We start from the raw sequence: 15,936 nt of genomic DNA on the forward strand, positions 1-15,936 counted from the left end.
TAGGATTCCGCTATCAAGTTAATAAGCAACATCATTCGTATTCGATCGTCGAAGGCGGCTTACTCGTGACATCATAAAGGATGCGGTTAACGTGGTCGACTTCATTTACGATCCGGACCGAGATCTTCTGGAGAACATCCCACGGAATCTTAGCAAAGTCAGCGGTCATCCCGTCGATCGAGGTTACGGCCCGGATGGCAACCGCGTAATCGTAGGTCCGGCCGTCACCCATAACCCCAACGGAACGAATGCCTGGCAAAACAGTAAAGTATTGCCAGATCTTCTCGTCAAGGCCGGCCTTCTTGATTTCGTCGCGCAGGATGGCGTCGGATTCACGAACAATCTCCAACTTTTCCGGAGTAATTTCGCCGATCACCCGGATACCTAAGCCAGGGCCTGGGAATGGTTGCCGCCATACTAATTCGTGCGGAATCCCCAGTTTTTCACCCAGTTCACGGGTTTCATCCTTGAAGAGCTTGCGCAGTGGTTCAATCAGCTTGAAACCAAGCTTCTTTGGCAGGCCCCCGACATTGTGGTGGGACTTGATTGTCTGGGCAGTGTCGGTCCCGGATTCGATCACGTCGGTGTACAAGGTTCCCTGGGCCAGAAAGTCAGCATCCGGAATCTTCTTGGCTTCTTCATTGAAGACTTCGATGAATTCCTTCCCAATGATCTTCCGCTTCTTTTCAGGGTCCGTGACGCCCTTCAGCTTACCCAGGAAGCGGTCGGCAGCATCAACCTTGATGATGTTAACCCCGAGGTCCCGGTTTAAGGCGTTCATGACCTGGTCAGCCTCGTTCTTCCGCAACAGACCGTGGTCTACGAAGATGCAGGTCAGCTGGTCACCAATAGCCTTGTGGATCAAAACGGCCGTCACGCTGGAGTCCACCCCACCGGATAGTCCCAAGATAACCTTCTTGTCACCGACTTCCTTACGAATATGGTCAATTTGCAAGTCGATGAAGTCATCCATCGTCCAGTTATCCTTAGCACCACAAACGTCAAAGGCGAAGCGCCGTAAGATATCCAAGCCGTATTCAGAATTCCGCACTTCCGCGTGGAACTGAATACCGTAGAACTTCCGCTGATCATCCGCAATTGAAGAGATCGGGCAGTTCTTGCTGGTAGCCGTCACCTTAAAGCCTTCTGGTGCCTTGGTAACCAGGTCACCGTGGCTCATCCATACAAACTGTTTCTTCGGTAAGCCCTTGAAAAGAACGGCGTCGTCATCGAGCACCTCGATGTCCGCCCGACCGTATTCGGAGTTTTCAGCCTTTTCAACCTTACCACCCAGGTCATAGGACATTAACTGCATCCCGTAGCAGATTCCTAGGATTGGAATCCCTAAATTAAAGATTTCTGGATCAACCTTGAATGCATCTGGATCATATACACTGTTGGGGCCACCAGAGAAGATAATCCCCTTGAGGTTCTTAATCTTCTTAACTTCGGCGGCCGTAATCTTATGCGACAGTAGTTCGGAATAAACCCCGAAATCGCGTAGCCGGCGGGTAATCAGCTGGTTATACTGGCTACCGAAATCAAGGACGATAATCTTGTCAAATGCATCTAGATTAACGTTTGCCACATTGCCACTTCCTTCATTCTTTTTTATCCTCATTGCAACTAAGTTTACAGGGTAAAAGACGGACGGTCAACCGCTTCGGGCGATTAATTGTTTCTCTTTTTTGCAAAAAAGGCGGGGCGGTGAATCAACGAATAGAACTTCACCGCCCCTCCCTTTCAGATGGAATGTTTTGTTGGAATGACCAGCTGCCTGATCAGTTATTTAATGCCGCGTTCAAGAGGGCTAATTCTTCCTTCACGGCTTGTTGGTCTAACTGTGTTAATTCTTCATTGACCTTCACGATCATTATCATCACCCCTTTCTCAGCACTTTAAGAAAGCATTGGACGACGTTATCAACGGTAAAGCCATACTTAGTCATTACCTGCTTACCGTCACCGCTCATTCCGAAGTCATCAACGCCAAGGACTTTTCCATCCAGGCCAACGTATTGTCCCCACAGCAACGGTGAGGCCATCTCAACCGCCAACCGGGCCCGGACCGTCGACGGCAGAACACTTTCTCGGTACTCCGCCGTTTGCTGGTTAAAGCGTTCCATACTTGGCACGGAAACGACCCGAACATCGACACCGTAATCACTGGCCAACTGTTTTTTAGTCGCTAATGCCAATGATAGTTCTGAGCCGCTAGCCATAATGGTTCCGGCGGGCTGGTGGGCCGTTGCATCGGCGGCCACATAAGCCCCCGCGCAACGTCAGCATTAACCGTCGCTGCCAGTACAGGTAAGTTTTGCCGGGAAGCGATAATCACACTCGGCCGGTCAGTGGTCTTGGCAATAACTTGCCAAATCTTGACTACTTCATTGGCATCGGCCGGCCGGAAAACCTGAACATTAGGAATTGTTCGTAACATTGCGAGCTGTTCAACCGGTTCATGGGTCGGACCATCTTCCCCGACCGCTAACGAGTCGTGAGTGAAGATGAAAATCGATGGTAGGTGCTGGAGAGCAGCTAGCCGAATGGCCGACTTTAGATAATCGCTAAAAACCATAAAGGTACTGCAGTAAGCCCGGCTCCCACCGTGAAGGTTAATCCCGTTCGTGGCCGCAGCCATGGCAAATTCTCGAACACCAAAGTAAATATTCCGGCCCCCATAGTTAGCAGGCCGAAAGACTTGGTTACCCTTCAAATCAGTCTTGTTAGATGAAAAGAGGTCGGCCGACCCACCCCATAGTTGGGGATTAGCAGCGGCCAAGTCCTGCATCGTCTCCGCGTTTGCCACCCGGGTAGAAACCTGGTCACCGACCTGGTGATGACTCGTCAGGTGGGCCGCAGCCAAGTGCTTTTGGCTTAACTGCTGAGCCTGTTCGGGGAACTTAGCCCGATAGGCCCGGTACAATTTTTGCCAGGACTGATACTTGACTTCCTTAGCACTGGCATAGTGAGCAAACTGCTCGTAAACCGCGGTTGGGTACTCAAATGGTGCGTACGGCCAACCATAATTCTCCCGGGCAACTGCTACGTTGTGGGTTCCCAGTGGACAACCATGAACCTTATTTGTCCCCTCATCCGGGGTATTAAAACCGATAATCGTCTTAACTTCGATTAGGGACGGCTGGTCACTCTGTTGGGCATGGCGAATCGCCCGCGCAATTGCGGCCAGGTCATTACCATCTTCTACTAACTGGTAATCCCAGTGGGCCGCCTCAAAACGGGCAGCGGCACTTTCGTTCGTGCTTAAGCTCAAGGGGCCGTCAAGGGTAACATCATTAGAATCATAGAGGACGATCAAGCGCCCGAGTCGGTTCTTACCTGCGAGGTTAATGGTCTCCTCAGAGACACCCTCCATCAGGTCACCATCCCCAACAATTGAGTAGGTAAAGTGGTCAAATAATGGAAAGCCAGGGCGGTTATACTGGACGGCTAGGTGACGTTCGGCCATCGCCATCCCCACGGCCATCGCAAAGCCTTGCCCCAGTGGCCCGGTAGAGGCATCAACACCTGGCGTTAGTTGGTATTCAGGATGACCAGGTGTTTTGGAACCCAGTTGACGAAAGTTCTTAATGTCGTCCAGGCTCACATTAAAGTCATTAAAATGGAGCAAACTGTATAACAGGGCCGAGCAGTGGCCACCTGATAATACGAAGCGGTCCCGGTTGAGCCACTGCGGATCGTCAGGATTAAAGTTCAAGAACTTCTCCCAAAGCGTATAGGCTATTGGCGCCATCCCTACTGGTGAACCCGGGTGACCGCTACGAGCCTTTTCGATCATATCAATGCTCATAAAGCGGAGGGCGTTCACCGCCAACTGGTCATTTAAAGTAAATTCGTGCTGCCGCGGCCGGTTAAGCACCGTGTTTAAACTACTAATCATCTTTTAAACCTCACTTCGCTACGACACCATCAACGTTAAGATCGTTCATGATCATGGTATATTCATTTTCAAAGGCAAAGCCACCATAAATAATCTGAACGTGACGCGCGGTGTCTTGATCGTACAATATCTGAAACAGGTCCCGAATCTGCCGGTGGGCAATTCGAATCCGCTGTGCATCGGCCGGTAAACGGTATTCGGCCGCCCACCGTGGTGCATAAATAATGGTTAACCGGGTAACTGCCGCGGCGCTAATTCCTTCCAAAACGTTGGCAAGGCGCTGGTTGACCCGGTCGGCAAAGTCAACGGGGGTCAAGCGTAGGTCTCCCTCATCAATGGTCAGGACGGGGTGATTATTTGCGGCTAGTACCCGCTTCAATTGCTGGTTCACTACTGTTGATGGCTGGTCAAGTAGCGAAAAGGTCTGACAGTCAGTTATCACTACCGGCCGCTGGTCAAGATCTGTCCGGACTTCTAATTTAGTCGTATTGGCCCGGTTAAATTCTGGTATTAAATTGCGTTTCTTAAGCATCCCTGCCACCTCACTTTTGCTGGAGACGTTCAAATTCAGCCCAATCCTTCTTAAAGGTTGCTAAGCCCTTATCTGTTAATGGGTGCTCCCAGAGCTTAGGGATCAGGTGTCCCGGAATAGTGGCAATGTCACAACCAGCCAGGGCCACTTGTTCGACGTGTTGGCAATGGCGGATAGAGGCCGCAATAATTTCTGTTTGGTAACCGTAGATATCAAAAATCTGGCGCAGTTTTTCAACTAACTCTAGCCCACTGGCACCAATATCATCTAACCGGCCGAGGAAGGGACTAACATAAGTAGCCCCCGCCTTGGCTGCTAACATCCCCTAAACGGCCGAAAAGACCAGGGTTACGTTGGTCTTAATCCCTTCCTTAGAGAGGATGCTGACCGCTTTTAGCCCCGCTTCAGTCATCGGGATCTTTACTACAATATTGTCCGCCCACTGGCTTAACTCCCGGGCCTGTTCGACCATTCCGTCTGTATCATCAGCCGTTACTTCGGCACTAACTGGCCCGTCAACGAGTGCGCAAATCTCCTTTTCAACGGTCTCCCAGTCCTTCCCTTCACGGGCAATAATAGTGGGGTTAGTCGTTACCCCGTCTAATAATCCCAGGTCGTTGATCCGTTTAATTTCTTCAATATTCGCTGTATCGGCAAAAATTTTCATCGTTACAATCTCCTCATTAGGTTAATTACTTTTGCTGGTTAATCAGTATGTTTAAGTTCTTAATCGGTATTACAAGATCTGTCAAGATAAGTAGACCAATTTTATTTTGTGCAACCATTTGCATACCCGTGACGGCGACAATGCTTTTTTAGTAAAATTTACTTTTTTACCTTTTGTGAAGGCAAATAATGTTGATATATTTGGAATCTATTCCAAATTTGCACAGGTTAACAACTTCTGTTATGATTCGGTTATTCAAGTAATTTTAGTGGAGATGACTGGATGTTCGTTCGTTCAAAGCAACTAGACCAATTAAAGAATTCAATAAGTGATGGCCATATTAAGGTGATTTATGGGGTGCGCCGCGCGGGTAAAACTACTCTCCTGGAGCAGTTTCATACCTATTTACGCCGCCAGGGAGTCGCTAGCCAGCGAATCATTTATCGCTGCTTTGACCGCCCCACGGCAATCTTGGCTAACCCACAGAACGTTTTTAAACAGATAAAAAAGGAGCTCACCGCCGGAAAACAACACTATGTTTTCCTCGATGAGCTCGAGTGCTTACCAAATTATAATCAATTAATTCAAAAACTCGTTCAACTACCCGCAGTGGATCTTTACGTTACTAGTTCCGAGACCGGGGTCAAATCGCTGACGGCGTCCTTTCCCTGTCGGCTAACCTACCTGGGTCCCTTAAGCTTCAGTGAATTCGTTGGTTACCACCACCAGGAGGCTAGTCTGGCAACCCTCTACCGTTACCTAAATACCGGTGGTTTCCCCTTTGCTCAGGAGATTCGTAACCACTCATCAGCCCAAAACTATTTCGAAGAGGTCCTCAATACCATTATCATCAACTGCTTTGCCCGTCAGTCTGGACTGTGTAATCCTCGCTTGGCCGTCCAACTAGCGACCTTCTTAACCAAACGACCAGGCCAGCTGGTTAATATCTCACAAGCCGTAGCCGTATTCCAGGAGGCCCAGGTCAAGGTCTCTAATAAGACCCTCGCAACCTACTTAGGTCTTTTACAAAAGTGCTTCTTGTTCGCGCCCTGTCCAGAGCTCGACGGGCGAACCGGTCGGGCGAAGACCACCAACGTTCCCTACTTTCCCGTCGATTCCTGTTTTAACTGGCTCCTCACTAACCGTCACGGAGCGTTGTCGGCCGCTAATCTTACCACAGTCGTCTTTAATGAACTCCGGCTGCGTGGCTACGACGTCTATACCAACCGGACAGCCCGTCACCCAGTAACCTTTGTCGCTATCCGCAACGGTCGCCGGCACTTCTTCCAGTTTAATTTTTCTTTGCTAACACCGGCCGCCCTTGAGCAGGCTAGTAACGGTTTACGCCATGCACCAGTCGATTGCACACGAACACTAATTACGGCCAAACCTTACCAGGGTGATACTAGTCAGTTACCCTTCCACACCGTTAACCTGGTGGACTGGTTAATGGAATAGCTAGTCGTGCCGAAGGTAGAGGCGGTCAACCACGTGGCCATGGGTCTTATGCAAGATCAGGTTGGCCCGGGTTTTGGTTGGCAAAATAAACTCGGTTAGGTTCGGGAGGTCAACCTGCTGCCAGACATCCTTAGCCATCGCAAATGCTTCGTCACGGTCACCCTGCGAATACGGATAGTAGTAGTTAGAAGGATCCGTAAAGGCGGTCTTAAGGAGCAGGCCAAACCGTTGCAGGTACCAACATTCAATCAGGTCGGGGTCCGCATCAACGTAGATTGACCAATCGAAGTAATCACTGACGTACAGCCGCTGGTTGGTCGGTAACTGCAATGTATTAATTCCTTCGACAATTAAAATATCCGGGTGGTCAATTACTAGCGGTTTGTCCGGTTGCACATCGTAAACCTGGTGAGAATAGGTCGGTGCGGTAACAACTGGTTCACCAGCCTTTACGTCATTCAAGAATTTCAAAAGTTTCTCCATATCATATGACTCAGGGAAACCCTTGCGATCCATGATCCCGCGCCGTTTTAATTCCGCATTTGGATAAAGAAAACCATCGGTAGTCATCAGCTCGACCCGTTTGTCCGGGAGTAACTTGTTTAGCAGGATACTCAAAAGCCGGGCAATTGTACTTTTACCAACAGCTACTGAGCCCGCAATCCCGATAATGTACGGTACCCGCCGGACCGGTTGCCGGAGGAAGTTTGACTTTTGCATCTGCCAACTCAAGAAATTCTGGTAGTGTAACTGAACCAGCTTGATTAGTGGTAGGTAAATATCCTGTACATCCTTAATTGAGATGCGGTCATTTAACGATTTAATTTCATCAAGGTTCTCCTGGTTGAGGTGGACCGAGTCAGCCGGGAAAAAGCTGTGCCACGTCTGCCGATCGAATTGTTCATAATTCATCCATTCATCCATGTTCAAAATCCTTTTAATATCTTAATGTAAACGGTTACTATCAATAATAGCATGTTTTCGCCAAGATACCATTTCGTGTATTTTTTCACTTAGTACTTTCAGCCACCAGTATAGCAAATTTGGGTCAAAGGTGCTGGAAATTTTCCTTTGCGGCCCTACTTTGCCTTATAATGAAAACTAATTATACAAAAGGAGCATCGTCCCATGTCCGATTTCACTACTACACTTAGCGATACCATTCAAGAAACCTGCCAGGAAAGTATCGCCCACCCCTTTATCAGTCAGCTTAGTTCGGGAGAATTGCCCCGGGCCACCTTCCGTTACTACCTTATCCAAGACCACCACTACCTCACTGCCTTTAACCAACTCCACCAGCTAATCGCTGACCACCTCCCGGAACCGGATGCCACTACCTTAAGACACCTCGGTGAAGGTGAAGACCTGGCCCGGGCCAAAATGCATCGGGAGATTAATCTTACTAGTGCGGAAATTGCGGCAACCCCGGTAGCACCGAATGCTTACGCCTACATCACTCATATGTACTACCAGCTAAATCAGTATGGGGTAGCGGCCGCCACGGCGGGACTCCTCCCCTGTTACTGGCTTTACAGTCAGGTCGCCCAAAAATTGGCCGACCACCACAGTCCGGTTCCGCTTTATCAAGAATTCTTCGATAGTTACGCCGCAGCCGACTTCACCGCTAGCACTGAACAAATGAAGGCCATCGTCCACAGTGCGGATGAACCGGCCCGTCAGCAAATGACACGGGCGTTTAACGTCTCGTGTTACTACGAAAAACAGTTTTGGCAGATGGCCTTTGAACAGCAACAATGGACGAACTAGAAAAAGCGACCGGGAGAAAGTAAAACCGGTCGTTTTTTCACATAGTAACCCCTTCAAGGAACCGCTCACCCCATTCCCCCGTCCAAAATATTTAGGGAAAATTAGTTGACACTGTCAAATTGCCATTATATTATAGTGGCAATCAAATTATAAAACGCTGAGAAAAGATGAGTAACTATTCATTAACTGGCCCAGAGAGCGGGACTTGGTGTAAACCCATCCAGTTAGCAATGGTGAAGATGGTCTTGGAGCGATTCACGGTGGTAAGTCGGCTGATGAGCGACCGTGCGGGGTGACCTCGATATCAGGTCTGAGTATGTTAGTACTCATTGAGGATTGGGCTGTGAGGCCCAGTTAAATCCGGGTGGTAACGCGTTTAAATTTAAACGCCCCGAAAAGCAGTCAGTTCTGCTTTTCGGGGCGTTTTTTGGTATAAGGAGGAAGCACGAATGCAAAGAAGGAAACGGCGGCAACGTCGAAACTGGATCATTGGAATCATTATTGTTTTATTAGTAATTGCGGGTTTAGGCGATTTAGCTTACCAGCGCCATCAACAGGCAGTAACAAAAACAGTCCGGTTAGGATTGGTCGGAACGGACTCCGAACCAGTTTGGGATAATGTCCGTACCCGGCTAAAAAAGGAACACATCAATATCAAATACGTGACCTTCAACGATTATGTCCAACCGGACGTGGCGTTAAAAGAAGGAAAAATCGACATGCACTCTTGCCTGACCCGCTACTACTTTGACTCCTACAACAAGAATCAGCATGCCCATTTGACAAGTATTGGGAATACGGTAATTTCGCCGTTGGGGATCTATTCAAAGAAGTATCAACGGCTAAAGGACCTACCAGATGGGGCAACGATCGCAATTCCTAATGAGCCGACTACTCTGGGAAGAGGGTTAAACCTCTTACAATCAGCCGGGTTAATCAAGGTTAAGGGGAATAGTGGAATCAAGCCCTCCCTCAATGACATTACGTCCAACCCTAAAAACTTAAAGTTTAAAGAAGTCGACCCGGCAGAAACTGCCCGGGCACTGACCTCAGTTGATGCATCGATCGTTAATGGTAACTACGCGGTGGCGGCTAATCTGCAACCGAAAAAGGACGCCCTCTACTTAGAGCCGGTTAATAAACGGGCTAAGCCGTACGTTAACATTATTGCCGTGCAGGCCAAGGATAAGAATAACCCGACCTATAAGAAGGTAGTTAGTGCCTACCAGACGGAGGCCACTAAACGGGCCATTCAAAAGACGTACAAGGGGAGTCAAGTTGCTGCTTGGCCAATCTTCGGGCGGAACTAAAGGAAAGGAAGGATTTTAATGAGTTTAGATACTGCTATCTTTGCGGGTGGTTGTTTTTGGTGTATGGTTCAGCCATTTGATACCTATCCGGGAATCATAAAAGTGGAATCTGGCTATACCGGTGGTCATGTTCCTAATCCAAGCTATGAACAGGTGAAGGCTGGAACTACCGGTCACACAGAGGCCGTGCGAATTACCTTCGATCCATCAATTGTTTCCTATGACGACCTGGTAACCATTTATTGGCACCAGACCGACCCAACGGACGCGCTGGGCCAGTTCCAGGACCGTGGTGACAACTACCGCCCAGTAATTTTCGTTCGGAACGCTGAACAGCGCCGGATCGCTGAGGCCTCTAAAAAGCGGTTGGCTGAAAGTCAACGCTTTACCGCGCCGATTGTGACAACCATTGAAGATGCCCAGCCCTTTTACCTGGCCGAGGATTATCACCAGCAGTTTTATAAGAAGAATCCGGAACGTTTTGCCGCCGAAGAAAGTGGCCGCAAACAGTTCAAGCAGGAGCATTGGGGAGTGGACGAACAGAATCATAAGTAACCGGGCGCCAGATTAGGTCAGAAAAAGAAATGGCAAGGAGAATCTTCTCCTTGCCATTTCTTTTACATTATTCAGTAGCCGGTGCAGTGTTATCGCCAGCAATCTTAGTCTTATTCAACAGCAGTGATGAGGTCACTACCGATACCGATGAAAAGGCCATCGCCAACGCTGCCAATTCTGGACTCAGTTGGAAGCCAACGGCCGCAAATAGTCCAGCAGCAATTGGAATTCCTACCGTGTTGTAAATCAACGCCCAGAAGAGGTTTAACTTAATCCGGTTAAAGGTCTTCTTAGAAATATCAAGCGCGCGCACAACGCCGCGTAAATCATTTTGAACGAGGACAATTCCCCCGGAGTCAATTGCGATATCCGTTCCGGAACCCATGGCAATTCCGACATCAGCCGTAGAAAGGGCCGGAGCGTCGTTGATACCATCACCAACAAAGGCCACCTTCGCACCCGTATCCTGAATCTCTTTAATGTGCTGGGCCTTTTCATTTGGTAGTACTCCAGCAATCACTTGGTCGATGCCGACTTGGTGGGCAATGGCCTGGGCAACCGCCTCATTGTCACCAGTTAGCATAACGGTCTTAAGTCCCCGGGCTTTCAGCTCAGCAATTGCCTCTGGTGAACTAGGTTTTGCAACATCTTGGATGGCAATCTGGCCAATAATCTTTCCAGCCAGGCCAACATAGACCACCGTTTTGGCTGCGTTCTGCAGCTGCTGGGCCTTGGCCTTCATTTCCGACGAAATGTCAATTTCATCCAGGAGCCGTTCACTGCCGACAAAGGCCTCCTGACCTTGGTATTCGGCACGGACCCCCTTACCTTCAATGGCCGCAAACTCACGCACCTTTTCAACCGTCAGCCCGTCAGCTTGGGCCCGCTTCATAATGGCGGTTGCCAAAGGGTGTTCAGAGGATTCCTCTAGGCTGGCGGCAACTTGTAAAACTTGGCTAGCGTCACCGACCACGTCTGTTACCTGCGGCTTGCCAACCGTAATCGTCCCGGTCTTATCAAAGACGACCGTGTCCAGGTCACTAACTTCTTGGAGTACCTCACCATTTTTAATCAGAACCCCCATCTTGGCACTGCGGGCGGTTCCCACCATCAAAGCCGTTGGGGTCGCTAAACCAAGGGCACACGGGCAGGCAATTACTACTACCGAAACGGCAAAGAGCATTGCTTGTACCATTGTTGCCCCTAGGAAGGAGTACCAAACGATAAAGGTTAAAATGGCAATTATGAGAACCGCTGGGACAAAAATATTAGAAATCTTGTCGGTTAGGTTTTGAATTGGGGCATGACTGGTCTGGGCCTTTTTGACCATGTCAACGATCTGAGCCAGCATGGTATCAGAGCCAACCTTAGTAGCCTTAAACGTAATGGTCCCGTTGCTATTAATCGTGGAACCAACGACCGGATCACCAACCCTCTTAGCCACGGGAATGCTTTCACCAGTGACCATTGACTCATCAATGGTAGAAGAACCATCGGTAATCGTTCCGTCAACCGGTACTTTTTCACCCGGCTTAACCCGAATCAGGTCACCAACTTGGACCTGGTCTAGCGGGACTTTAACAAATTGACCATCTTTAAGTACTTCCGCTTCCTTCGCTTGTAATCCCATCAGCTTCCCCAGGGCATTAGAGGCGTTATTGTGCATCTTCTCCTCCATGGCGTCGCCGAGTAAAACGAAGACGGTTACGAAGGCGGCACTTTCAAAGTAGACTGGCCGGCCGGTTGCCATCGCGAAAATACTGTAGAAGTAGGCAACCGCGGTCCCCGCTGCCACCAACGTATTCATATTGGCATTATGCTTTTTAAAAGCCCCAATTGCACTTTTCCAGTATGGAGCAGCCGAAACTAGCATGATGATGGTCGTGGTAAGGAGGGCAATCCAGTTATAGTAAGGCATCATCCAGTGAAAGGGCATCGCCAACATCTGGATTAGCATGGGGATTACAAGAATGAAGGAAATCCAAAAGCGCTGGATATTAGTGAGCTTCATTACTTTACAACTACCTTTCCATGAAACATATCCATCCCACAAGCATAGTTATAAGTTCCTGGTTGGTCGGTTGGAATATTAACGGTAACCTCCTTTTGACCATCCAGTTTAACGTCAACATCGAGGTTCTTGAAAACCACTTCATTCATACAGCCCATGTCACCCTTGGGAACGAACTTCAAACTTGCTGGCTTCCCCTGCTTGAACTCAACGGTTTCCGGCTTGTAACCATGATTAGCGGCTGATACAACAACTTTTTTACTTTGTTCTTTTGAAAAAATACTCATTATTTCACAACGACCTTTCCATGAAACATATCCATCCCACAAGCAAAATTAAAGGTTCCCTTCTTATCAGTTGGGATCTTAACCGTTGTTACCTTCTGCTTGGTTAAGTCCTTATTAACCCCGAGTTGCTCAAAAACCACGTGTGATAAACAGGCAGTTGAATCGTGCATCTCAAAGTTAACTTCGCCCGGTACACCTTTCTTCAAAACAACGGTTGACGGCGAGTAACCACCGTTAACCACAATGGTTGCATTTTGGGCCTGATTGACTATCGTCGATTGCCCAACTGCTTCCGTATGCTTACCAAAGAACCACCAAAGGATAAAGGCGATTAGCAGCAAGCCGACAATTAAGACAATTACTTGGCTAGCATTCATTTTCTCACCTCGTTATAAATGTATCCATCCTTTTTCGTTTACAATTGTAACTATAAACCCAGTGTTTACATTTGTCAACATAAAAACTTGAAGTAAATAAAAAGCTACGGGCAGGTTGTCCGTAGCTTTTCTCATAGTAGAAGTATAGCAGAAGCAAAGTTGCTTCTCATTGCCTTAGTGGCCATTGGTTTTAAGAAAGTATACTGGTTTGGGGGAGGGTATCTTATCTAGACTCTCTTCTTACGTAAACCAAAGATCCCCAGAAAGGCAACCATTAGGGAACCAGCAAGCTGGGCAAGTACCGACTGGTGGTTACCGGTTTGTGGTAGGCCAGTATTGGTACCCGCAGCTTCGGACTGCGCTACTGCCGTGGTCGACTTCTGGTTAGGCGTATTAACCGGAGTCGTGCCGTTTTCGTGGTGACCTTCACGGCTCACTACAGGAGCCTTTTGGTGATCACTCGGCTTTTCAGGATGGTCTTCATTATGAGTAGCCGCGAAGTCATCCTAAACGGTTGGTTCAGTAGGGTTTACTGGTGTTGTTGGGTTAACCGGTTCCGTTGGCGTTGTTGGTGTAGATGGAGTAGCCGGTGTGCTTGGGTTTACCGGCGTGCTTGGAGTTCCCGGTGTACTTGGGTTTTCTGGTGTACTTGGGGTCTCCGGCGTGCTTGGAGTTCCCGGCGTACTTGGCGTCTCTGGTGTACTTGGCGTCTCTGGTGTACTTGGCGTCTCCGGTGTACTTGGAGTCTCTGGCGTGCTTGGAGTCTCTGGTGTACTTGGGGTTCCCGGTGTGCTTGGCGTCTCCGGCGTGCTTGGAGTTCCCGGCGTACTTGGCGTCTCTGGCGTGCTTGGAGTTCCCGGCGTACTTGGCGTCTCTGGTGTAGATGGAGTAGCCGGTGTACTTGGGTTTACCGGCGTGCTTGGAGTTCCCGGCGTACTTGGAGTCTCTGGCGTGCTTGGAGTTCCCGGCGTACTTGGCGTCTCTGGTGTAGATGGAGTAGCCGGTGTACTTGGGTTTACCGGCGTGCTTGGAGTTCCCGGCGTACTTGGCGTCTCTGGCGTACTTGGAGTCTCTGGCGTGCTTGGATTCCCTGGTGTACTTGGAGTTTCTGGCGTGCTTGGCGTCTCCGGTGTACTTGGGGTTTCCGGCGTGCTTGGCGTCTCCGGTGTGCTTGGGTTACCTGGTGTACTTGGGTTCACCGGCTCTGTTGGGTTACTAGGATTTTTTGGATTATCCGATGGTGGGAAAACAGGGAAAACCGGGAATTCAATTTCTGGTGCCCATAAGTCCCAACGGTGTGATTCACCACCGGTAATGCTAACACTACTAGCAATGATGTTTCCGTCCACGTTAACACCCGCATCAAAGCTACTGTTAGGTGCCAGAACACTTCCTAGTAAATGCCCACTTTGAATATTAATTTGCGTTGCTCTACCAAAGTTCCACAAAACGTGGTTAGGCTTACTGTGGCTTTCGTTCGGTGAAATCTGTGTTCCATCATCATAAATCAGTCGGGACTGGGTCTGCCAGTTGATTCCGGACTTACCACCAGTAACATTGATAACCACAACTGGCCCATCCTGCTGGCTGCTAAGGCCCTTAATCGTGATTGGTTGCGGTTGTTCCAACTGGCTTGCGTCAATATTAACTACAACTAACTGACCCGCTGCCTTGCTAACGTCAATGGTACGGTTGTTCATATCAGAAAAGTTAACAACTACCTTTTCGCTTTGTGGAAGTCTTGCTAACCGGTCTGAGGTATCCTGCAAAGCACTCAGTTCATTTGCAATATTAATGTAACCCTTAACTACTTGTACATCCGACTTTTTCACGTGATCAAGACGTTGTCCATTAACTAAAACTTGATCACCGTTAAACGTAACGTTAGTGTCATCCCCAAGGACGATATAATTATTCCCGGTCCGGAAGGCATTTCCACCAATTACATCTTTTTTATCAATTTTACCAATGTAGTAAACGTCCTTAGTAGTACGGTTATGTGAGTCGCCACGAGAGCCAAATTCTGGGCCTCTCTTCAACTCATCGGTGGCAATGTTACCGTTAACATCCGCGCCAATAAAAGTATCCTTAGAAAGAATATGGAAAATCATTGCATGGCCTAGTAGTTGCTTGGCCAGGTCCGCATCGTTAACCAGCAACTTGCGTAACTGTTCATCAGTATAGATCGTTGCTGGTAGTGTTTCCGCTGACTTATCCTTACCATCCGTTGGCTTAGCCTGGCCGTTCGCGGTTTGTTGGCCCTTGTTATCATTTACCGTTTGGTTATTATTGGTTGATTGGCCCTGATTATCCTTTGACTTAGATTGGTTGTCCTTATCTTGGGATTCATTTTGGTTGTTCTTATCGTTTTCGGCCTTACCCTTGTTATCTTGGTCAGCCTTGTTCGTGTTGGCATTCTGATTAGCGGTAGCCTGCTTATTAGCATCAGCCTGGGTCGACTGGTTACCCGTGGCTACTTGGTCATCAGTCTTATCAGCAGTAGTCGACTGTTTAGCCGCATCAGTTTGTTCAGGTACGGTGGCCTCGGCCGATTGGTCGGCAGCGGCTTGTGCGGAATTAGCCGTTGCTGCAGTAGCTGGCTGTGCGGCCGCATCTGCATGAGAAATAGCAGTCGTGGTCGTCGTCGCGGTATTCTCCGCCGCGTGGGCAGTTGTAGTTACCGCCGTTGCTCCCAGCACCGTCACGGTAACTAGTGTTGCTACCCACATTTTTCCAGACTTATACAACTTATAATGACTCTTTGCAGATTGATTATTCAACATTTTAATTACTCCAATAACTTCTATAAATAATTTTACTTGCAGTTGAATAATCTACTACCAAAATGAATATTGAACTAGAGCTAAATATTTGTTCATCAAGTTATGCAATTTATGGGCTTTTACTAAATAATCGATAAGATAGCCACTATTAATTCTTTTTTGTTTTCAACTTTAAGTTAAAGGTTCTTATCAGAAATACCGGTATAACAATATAACAGAAATATACCGCTTACTATATGGCAGATTGTAAAATTTAAGTTGAACATTTTAGTGGACAGAAAAACCCATA

General features: G+C 48.4%; 12 protein-coding genes and 2 pseudogenes. 4 read left to right on the forward strand and 10 right to left on the reverse strand.

Going from position 1 to position 15,936, the window contains the following annotated elements; all coding sequences use genetic code 11:
- Positions 1 to 31 precede the first annotated feature (31 nt).
- From guaA to fsa, 4 genes and pseudogenes are all read right to left on the reverse strand, one after another.
- The gene (gene guaA, locus ACI31H_RS01640) at positions 32 to 1,588 is read right to left on the reverse strand and encodes a glutamine-hydrolyzing GMP synthase (RefSeq protein ID WP_439770262.1); all 1,557 of its coding nucleotides are present in this window, start codon (positions 1,586 to 1,588) and stop codon (positions 32 to 34) included.
- 291 nt (positions 1,589 to 1,879) lie between these two features.
- Positions 1,880 to 3,900 (reverse strand): annotated as a pseudogene (gene tkt, locus ACI31H_RS01645) (transketolase).
- Between the two features lie 10 nt (positions 3,901 to 3,910).
- Entirely contained in the window at positions 3,911 to 4,432 is a 522-nt protein-coding gene (locus ACI31H_RS01650) for a triose-phosphate isomerase (RefSeq protein ID WP_439770263.1), read from the reverse strand.
- Between the two features lie 10 nt (positions 4,433 to 4,442).
- A pseudogene (gene fsa / locus ACI31H_RS01655) lies at positions 4,443 to 5,099 on the reverse strand (fructose-6-phosphate aldolase).
- Between the two features lie 282 nt (positions 5,100 to 5,381).
- Between fsa and ACI31H_RS01660 the strand changes: the two are divergent.
- Positions 5,382 to 6,557: an ATP-binding protein gene (locus ACI31H_RS01660; RefSeq protein WP_439770264.1), complete on the forward strand. Its 1,176-nt coding sequence runs from the start codon at positions 5,382 to 5,384 to the stop codon at positions 6,555 to 6,557.
- On the opposite strand, the gene coaA is transcribed toward ACI31H_RS01660, so the two are convergent.
- Complete coding sequence (coaA, locus tag ACI31H_RS01665; protein ID WP_439770265.1) at positions 6,558 to 7,481, reverse strand: type I pantothenate kinase; 924 nt, start codon at positions 7,479 to 7,481, stop codon at positions 6,558 to 6,560.
- 204 nt (positions 7,482 to 7,685) lie between these two features.
- On the opposite strand from coaA, the gene ACI31H_RS01670 reads away from it, so the two are divergent.
- The 3 genes from ACI31H_RS01670 to msrA all read left to right on the forward strand — a co-directional run bounded on the left by ACI31H_RS01670 (position 7,686) and on the right by msrA (position 10,189).
- The gene (locus tag ACI31H_RS01670; protein ID WP_439770266.1) at positions 7,686 to 8,324 is read left to right on the forward strand and encodes a TenA family protein; all 639 of its coding nucleotides are present in this window, start codon (positions 7,686 to 7,688) and stop codon (positions 8,322 to 8,324) included.
- Positions 8,325 to 8,773: 449 nt separating this feature from the next.
- Positions 8,774 to 9,634 (forward strand): MetQ/NlpA family ABC transporter substrate-binding protein, encoded by an 861-nt coding sequence (locus tag ACI31H_RS01675; RefSeq protein WP_439770267.1) that lies wholly within the window; start codon positions 8,774 to 8,776, stop codon positions 9,632 to 9,634.
- Between the two features lie 18 nt (positions 9,635 to 9,652).
- Positions 9,653 to 10,189, forward strand: a complete 537-nt coding sequence (gene msrA, locus ACI31H_RS01680; RefSeq protein ID WP_439770268.1) for a peptide-methionine (S)-S-oxide reductase MsrA — start codon at positions 9,653 to 9,655, stop codon at positions 10,187 to 10,189.
- Positions 10,190 to 10,256: 67 nt separating this feature from the next.
- Here the strand turns inward: msrA and ACI31H_RS01685 are convergent, their stop codons facing one another.
- The 5 genes from ACI31H_RS01685 to ACI31H_RS01705 form a co-directional block, all read right to left on the reverse strand.
- Complete coding sequence (locus tag ACI31H_RS01685; RefSeq protein WP_439770269.1) at positions 10,257 to 12,200, reverse strand: copper-translocating P-type ATPase; 1,944 nt, start codon at positions 12,198 to 12,200, stop codon at positions 10,257 to 10,259.
- Positions 12,200 to 12,487 (reverse strand): cupredoxin domain-containing protein, encoded by a 288-nt coding sequence (locus ACI31H_RS01690; RefSeq protein WP_439770270.1) that lies wholly within the window; start codon positions 12,485 to 12,487, stop codon positions 12,200 to 12,202. The genes ACI31H_RS01685 and ACI31H_RS01690 overlap by 1 nt, the downstream gene beginning before the upstream one ends.
- Positions 12,487 to 12,864: a cupredoxin domain-containing protein gene (locus ACI31H_RS01695; RefSeq protein WP_439770271.1), complete on the reverse strand. Its 378-nt coding sequence runs from the start codon at positions 12,862 to 12,864 to the stop codon at positions 12,487 to 12,489. Before ACI31H_RS01695 ends, ACI31H_RS01690 begins: the two co-directional genes overlap by 1 nt.
- A gap of 227 nt (positions 12,865 to 13,091) precedes the next feature.
- On the reverse strand, positions 13,092 to 13,301 hold the full coding sequence (locus tag ACI31H_RS01700; RefSeq protein ID WP_439770272.1) for an LPXTG cell wall anchor domain-containing protein: 210 nt from the start codon (positions 13,299 to 13,301) through the stop codon (positions 13,092 to 13,094).
- A 69-nt stretch (positions 13,302 to 13,370) separates the two neighbouring features.
- Positions 13,371 to 15,647 (reverse strand): collagen-binding domain-containing protein, encoded by a 2,277-nt coding sequence (locus ACI31H_RS01705; protein ID WP_439770273.1) that lies wholly within the window; start codon positions 15,645 to 15,647, stop codon positions 13,371 to 13,373.
- Positions 15,648 to 15,936: the final 289 nt, after the last annotated feature.

The organism is Limosilactobacillus sp. (assembly GCF_051873035.1).
GTDB lineage: Bacteria > Bacillota > Bacilli > Lactobacillales > Lactobacillaceae > Limosilactobacillus.

Bases quoted from the DNA above. Each gene is read 5' to 3' on its own strand.
- ACI31H_RS01650 (WP_439770263.1), bottom strand. From the start codon at position 4,432: ATGCTTAAGAAACGCAATTTAATACCAGAATTTAACCGGGCCAATACG.
- ACI31H_RS01660 (WP_439770264.1), top strand. From the start codon at position 5,382: ATGTTCGTTCGTTCAAAGCAACTAGACCAATTAAAGAATTCAATAAGT.
- coaA (WP_439770265.1), bottom strand. From the start codon at position 7,481: ATGGATGAATGGATGAATTATGAACAATTCGATCGGCAGACGTGGCAC.
- ACI31H_RS01670 (WP_439770266.1), top strand. From the start codon at position 7,686: ATGTCCGATTTCACTACTACACTTAGCGATACCATTCAAGAAACCTGC.
- ACI31H_RS01675 (WP_439770267.1), top strand. From the start codon at position 8,774: ATGCAAAGAAGGAAACGGCGGCAACGTCGAAACTGGATCATTGGAATC.
- msrA (WP_439770268.1), top strand. From the start codon at position 9,653: ATGAGTTTAGATACTGCTATCTTTGCGGGTGGTTGTTTTTGGTGTATG.
- ACI31H_RS01685 (WP_439770269.1), bottom strand. From the start codon at position 12,200: ATGAAGCTCACTAATATCCAGCGCTTTTGGATTTCCTTCATTCTTGTA.
- ACI31H_RS01690 (WP_439770270.1), bottom strand. From the start codon at position 12,487: ATGAGTATTTTTTCAAAAGAACAAAGTAAAAAAGTTGTTGTATCAGCC.
- ACI31H_RS01695 (WP_439770271.1), bottom strand. From the start codon at position 12,864: ATGAATGCTAGCCAAGTAATTGTCTTAATTGTCGGCTTGCTGCTAATC.
- ACI31H_RS01705 (WP_439770273.1), bottom strand. From the start codon at position 15,647: ATGTTGAATAATCAATCTGCAAAGAGTCATTATAAGTTGTATAAGTCT.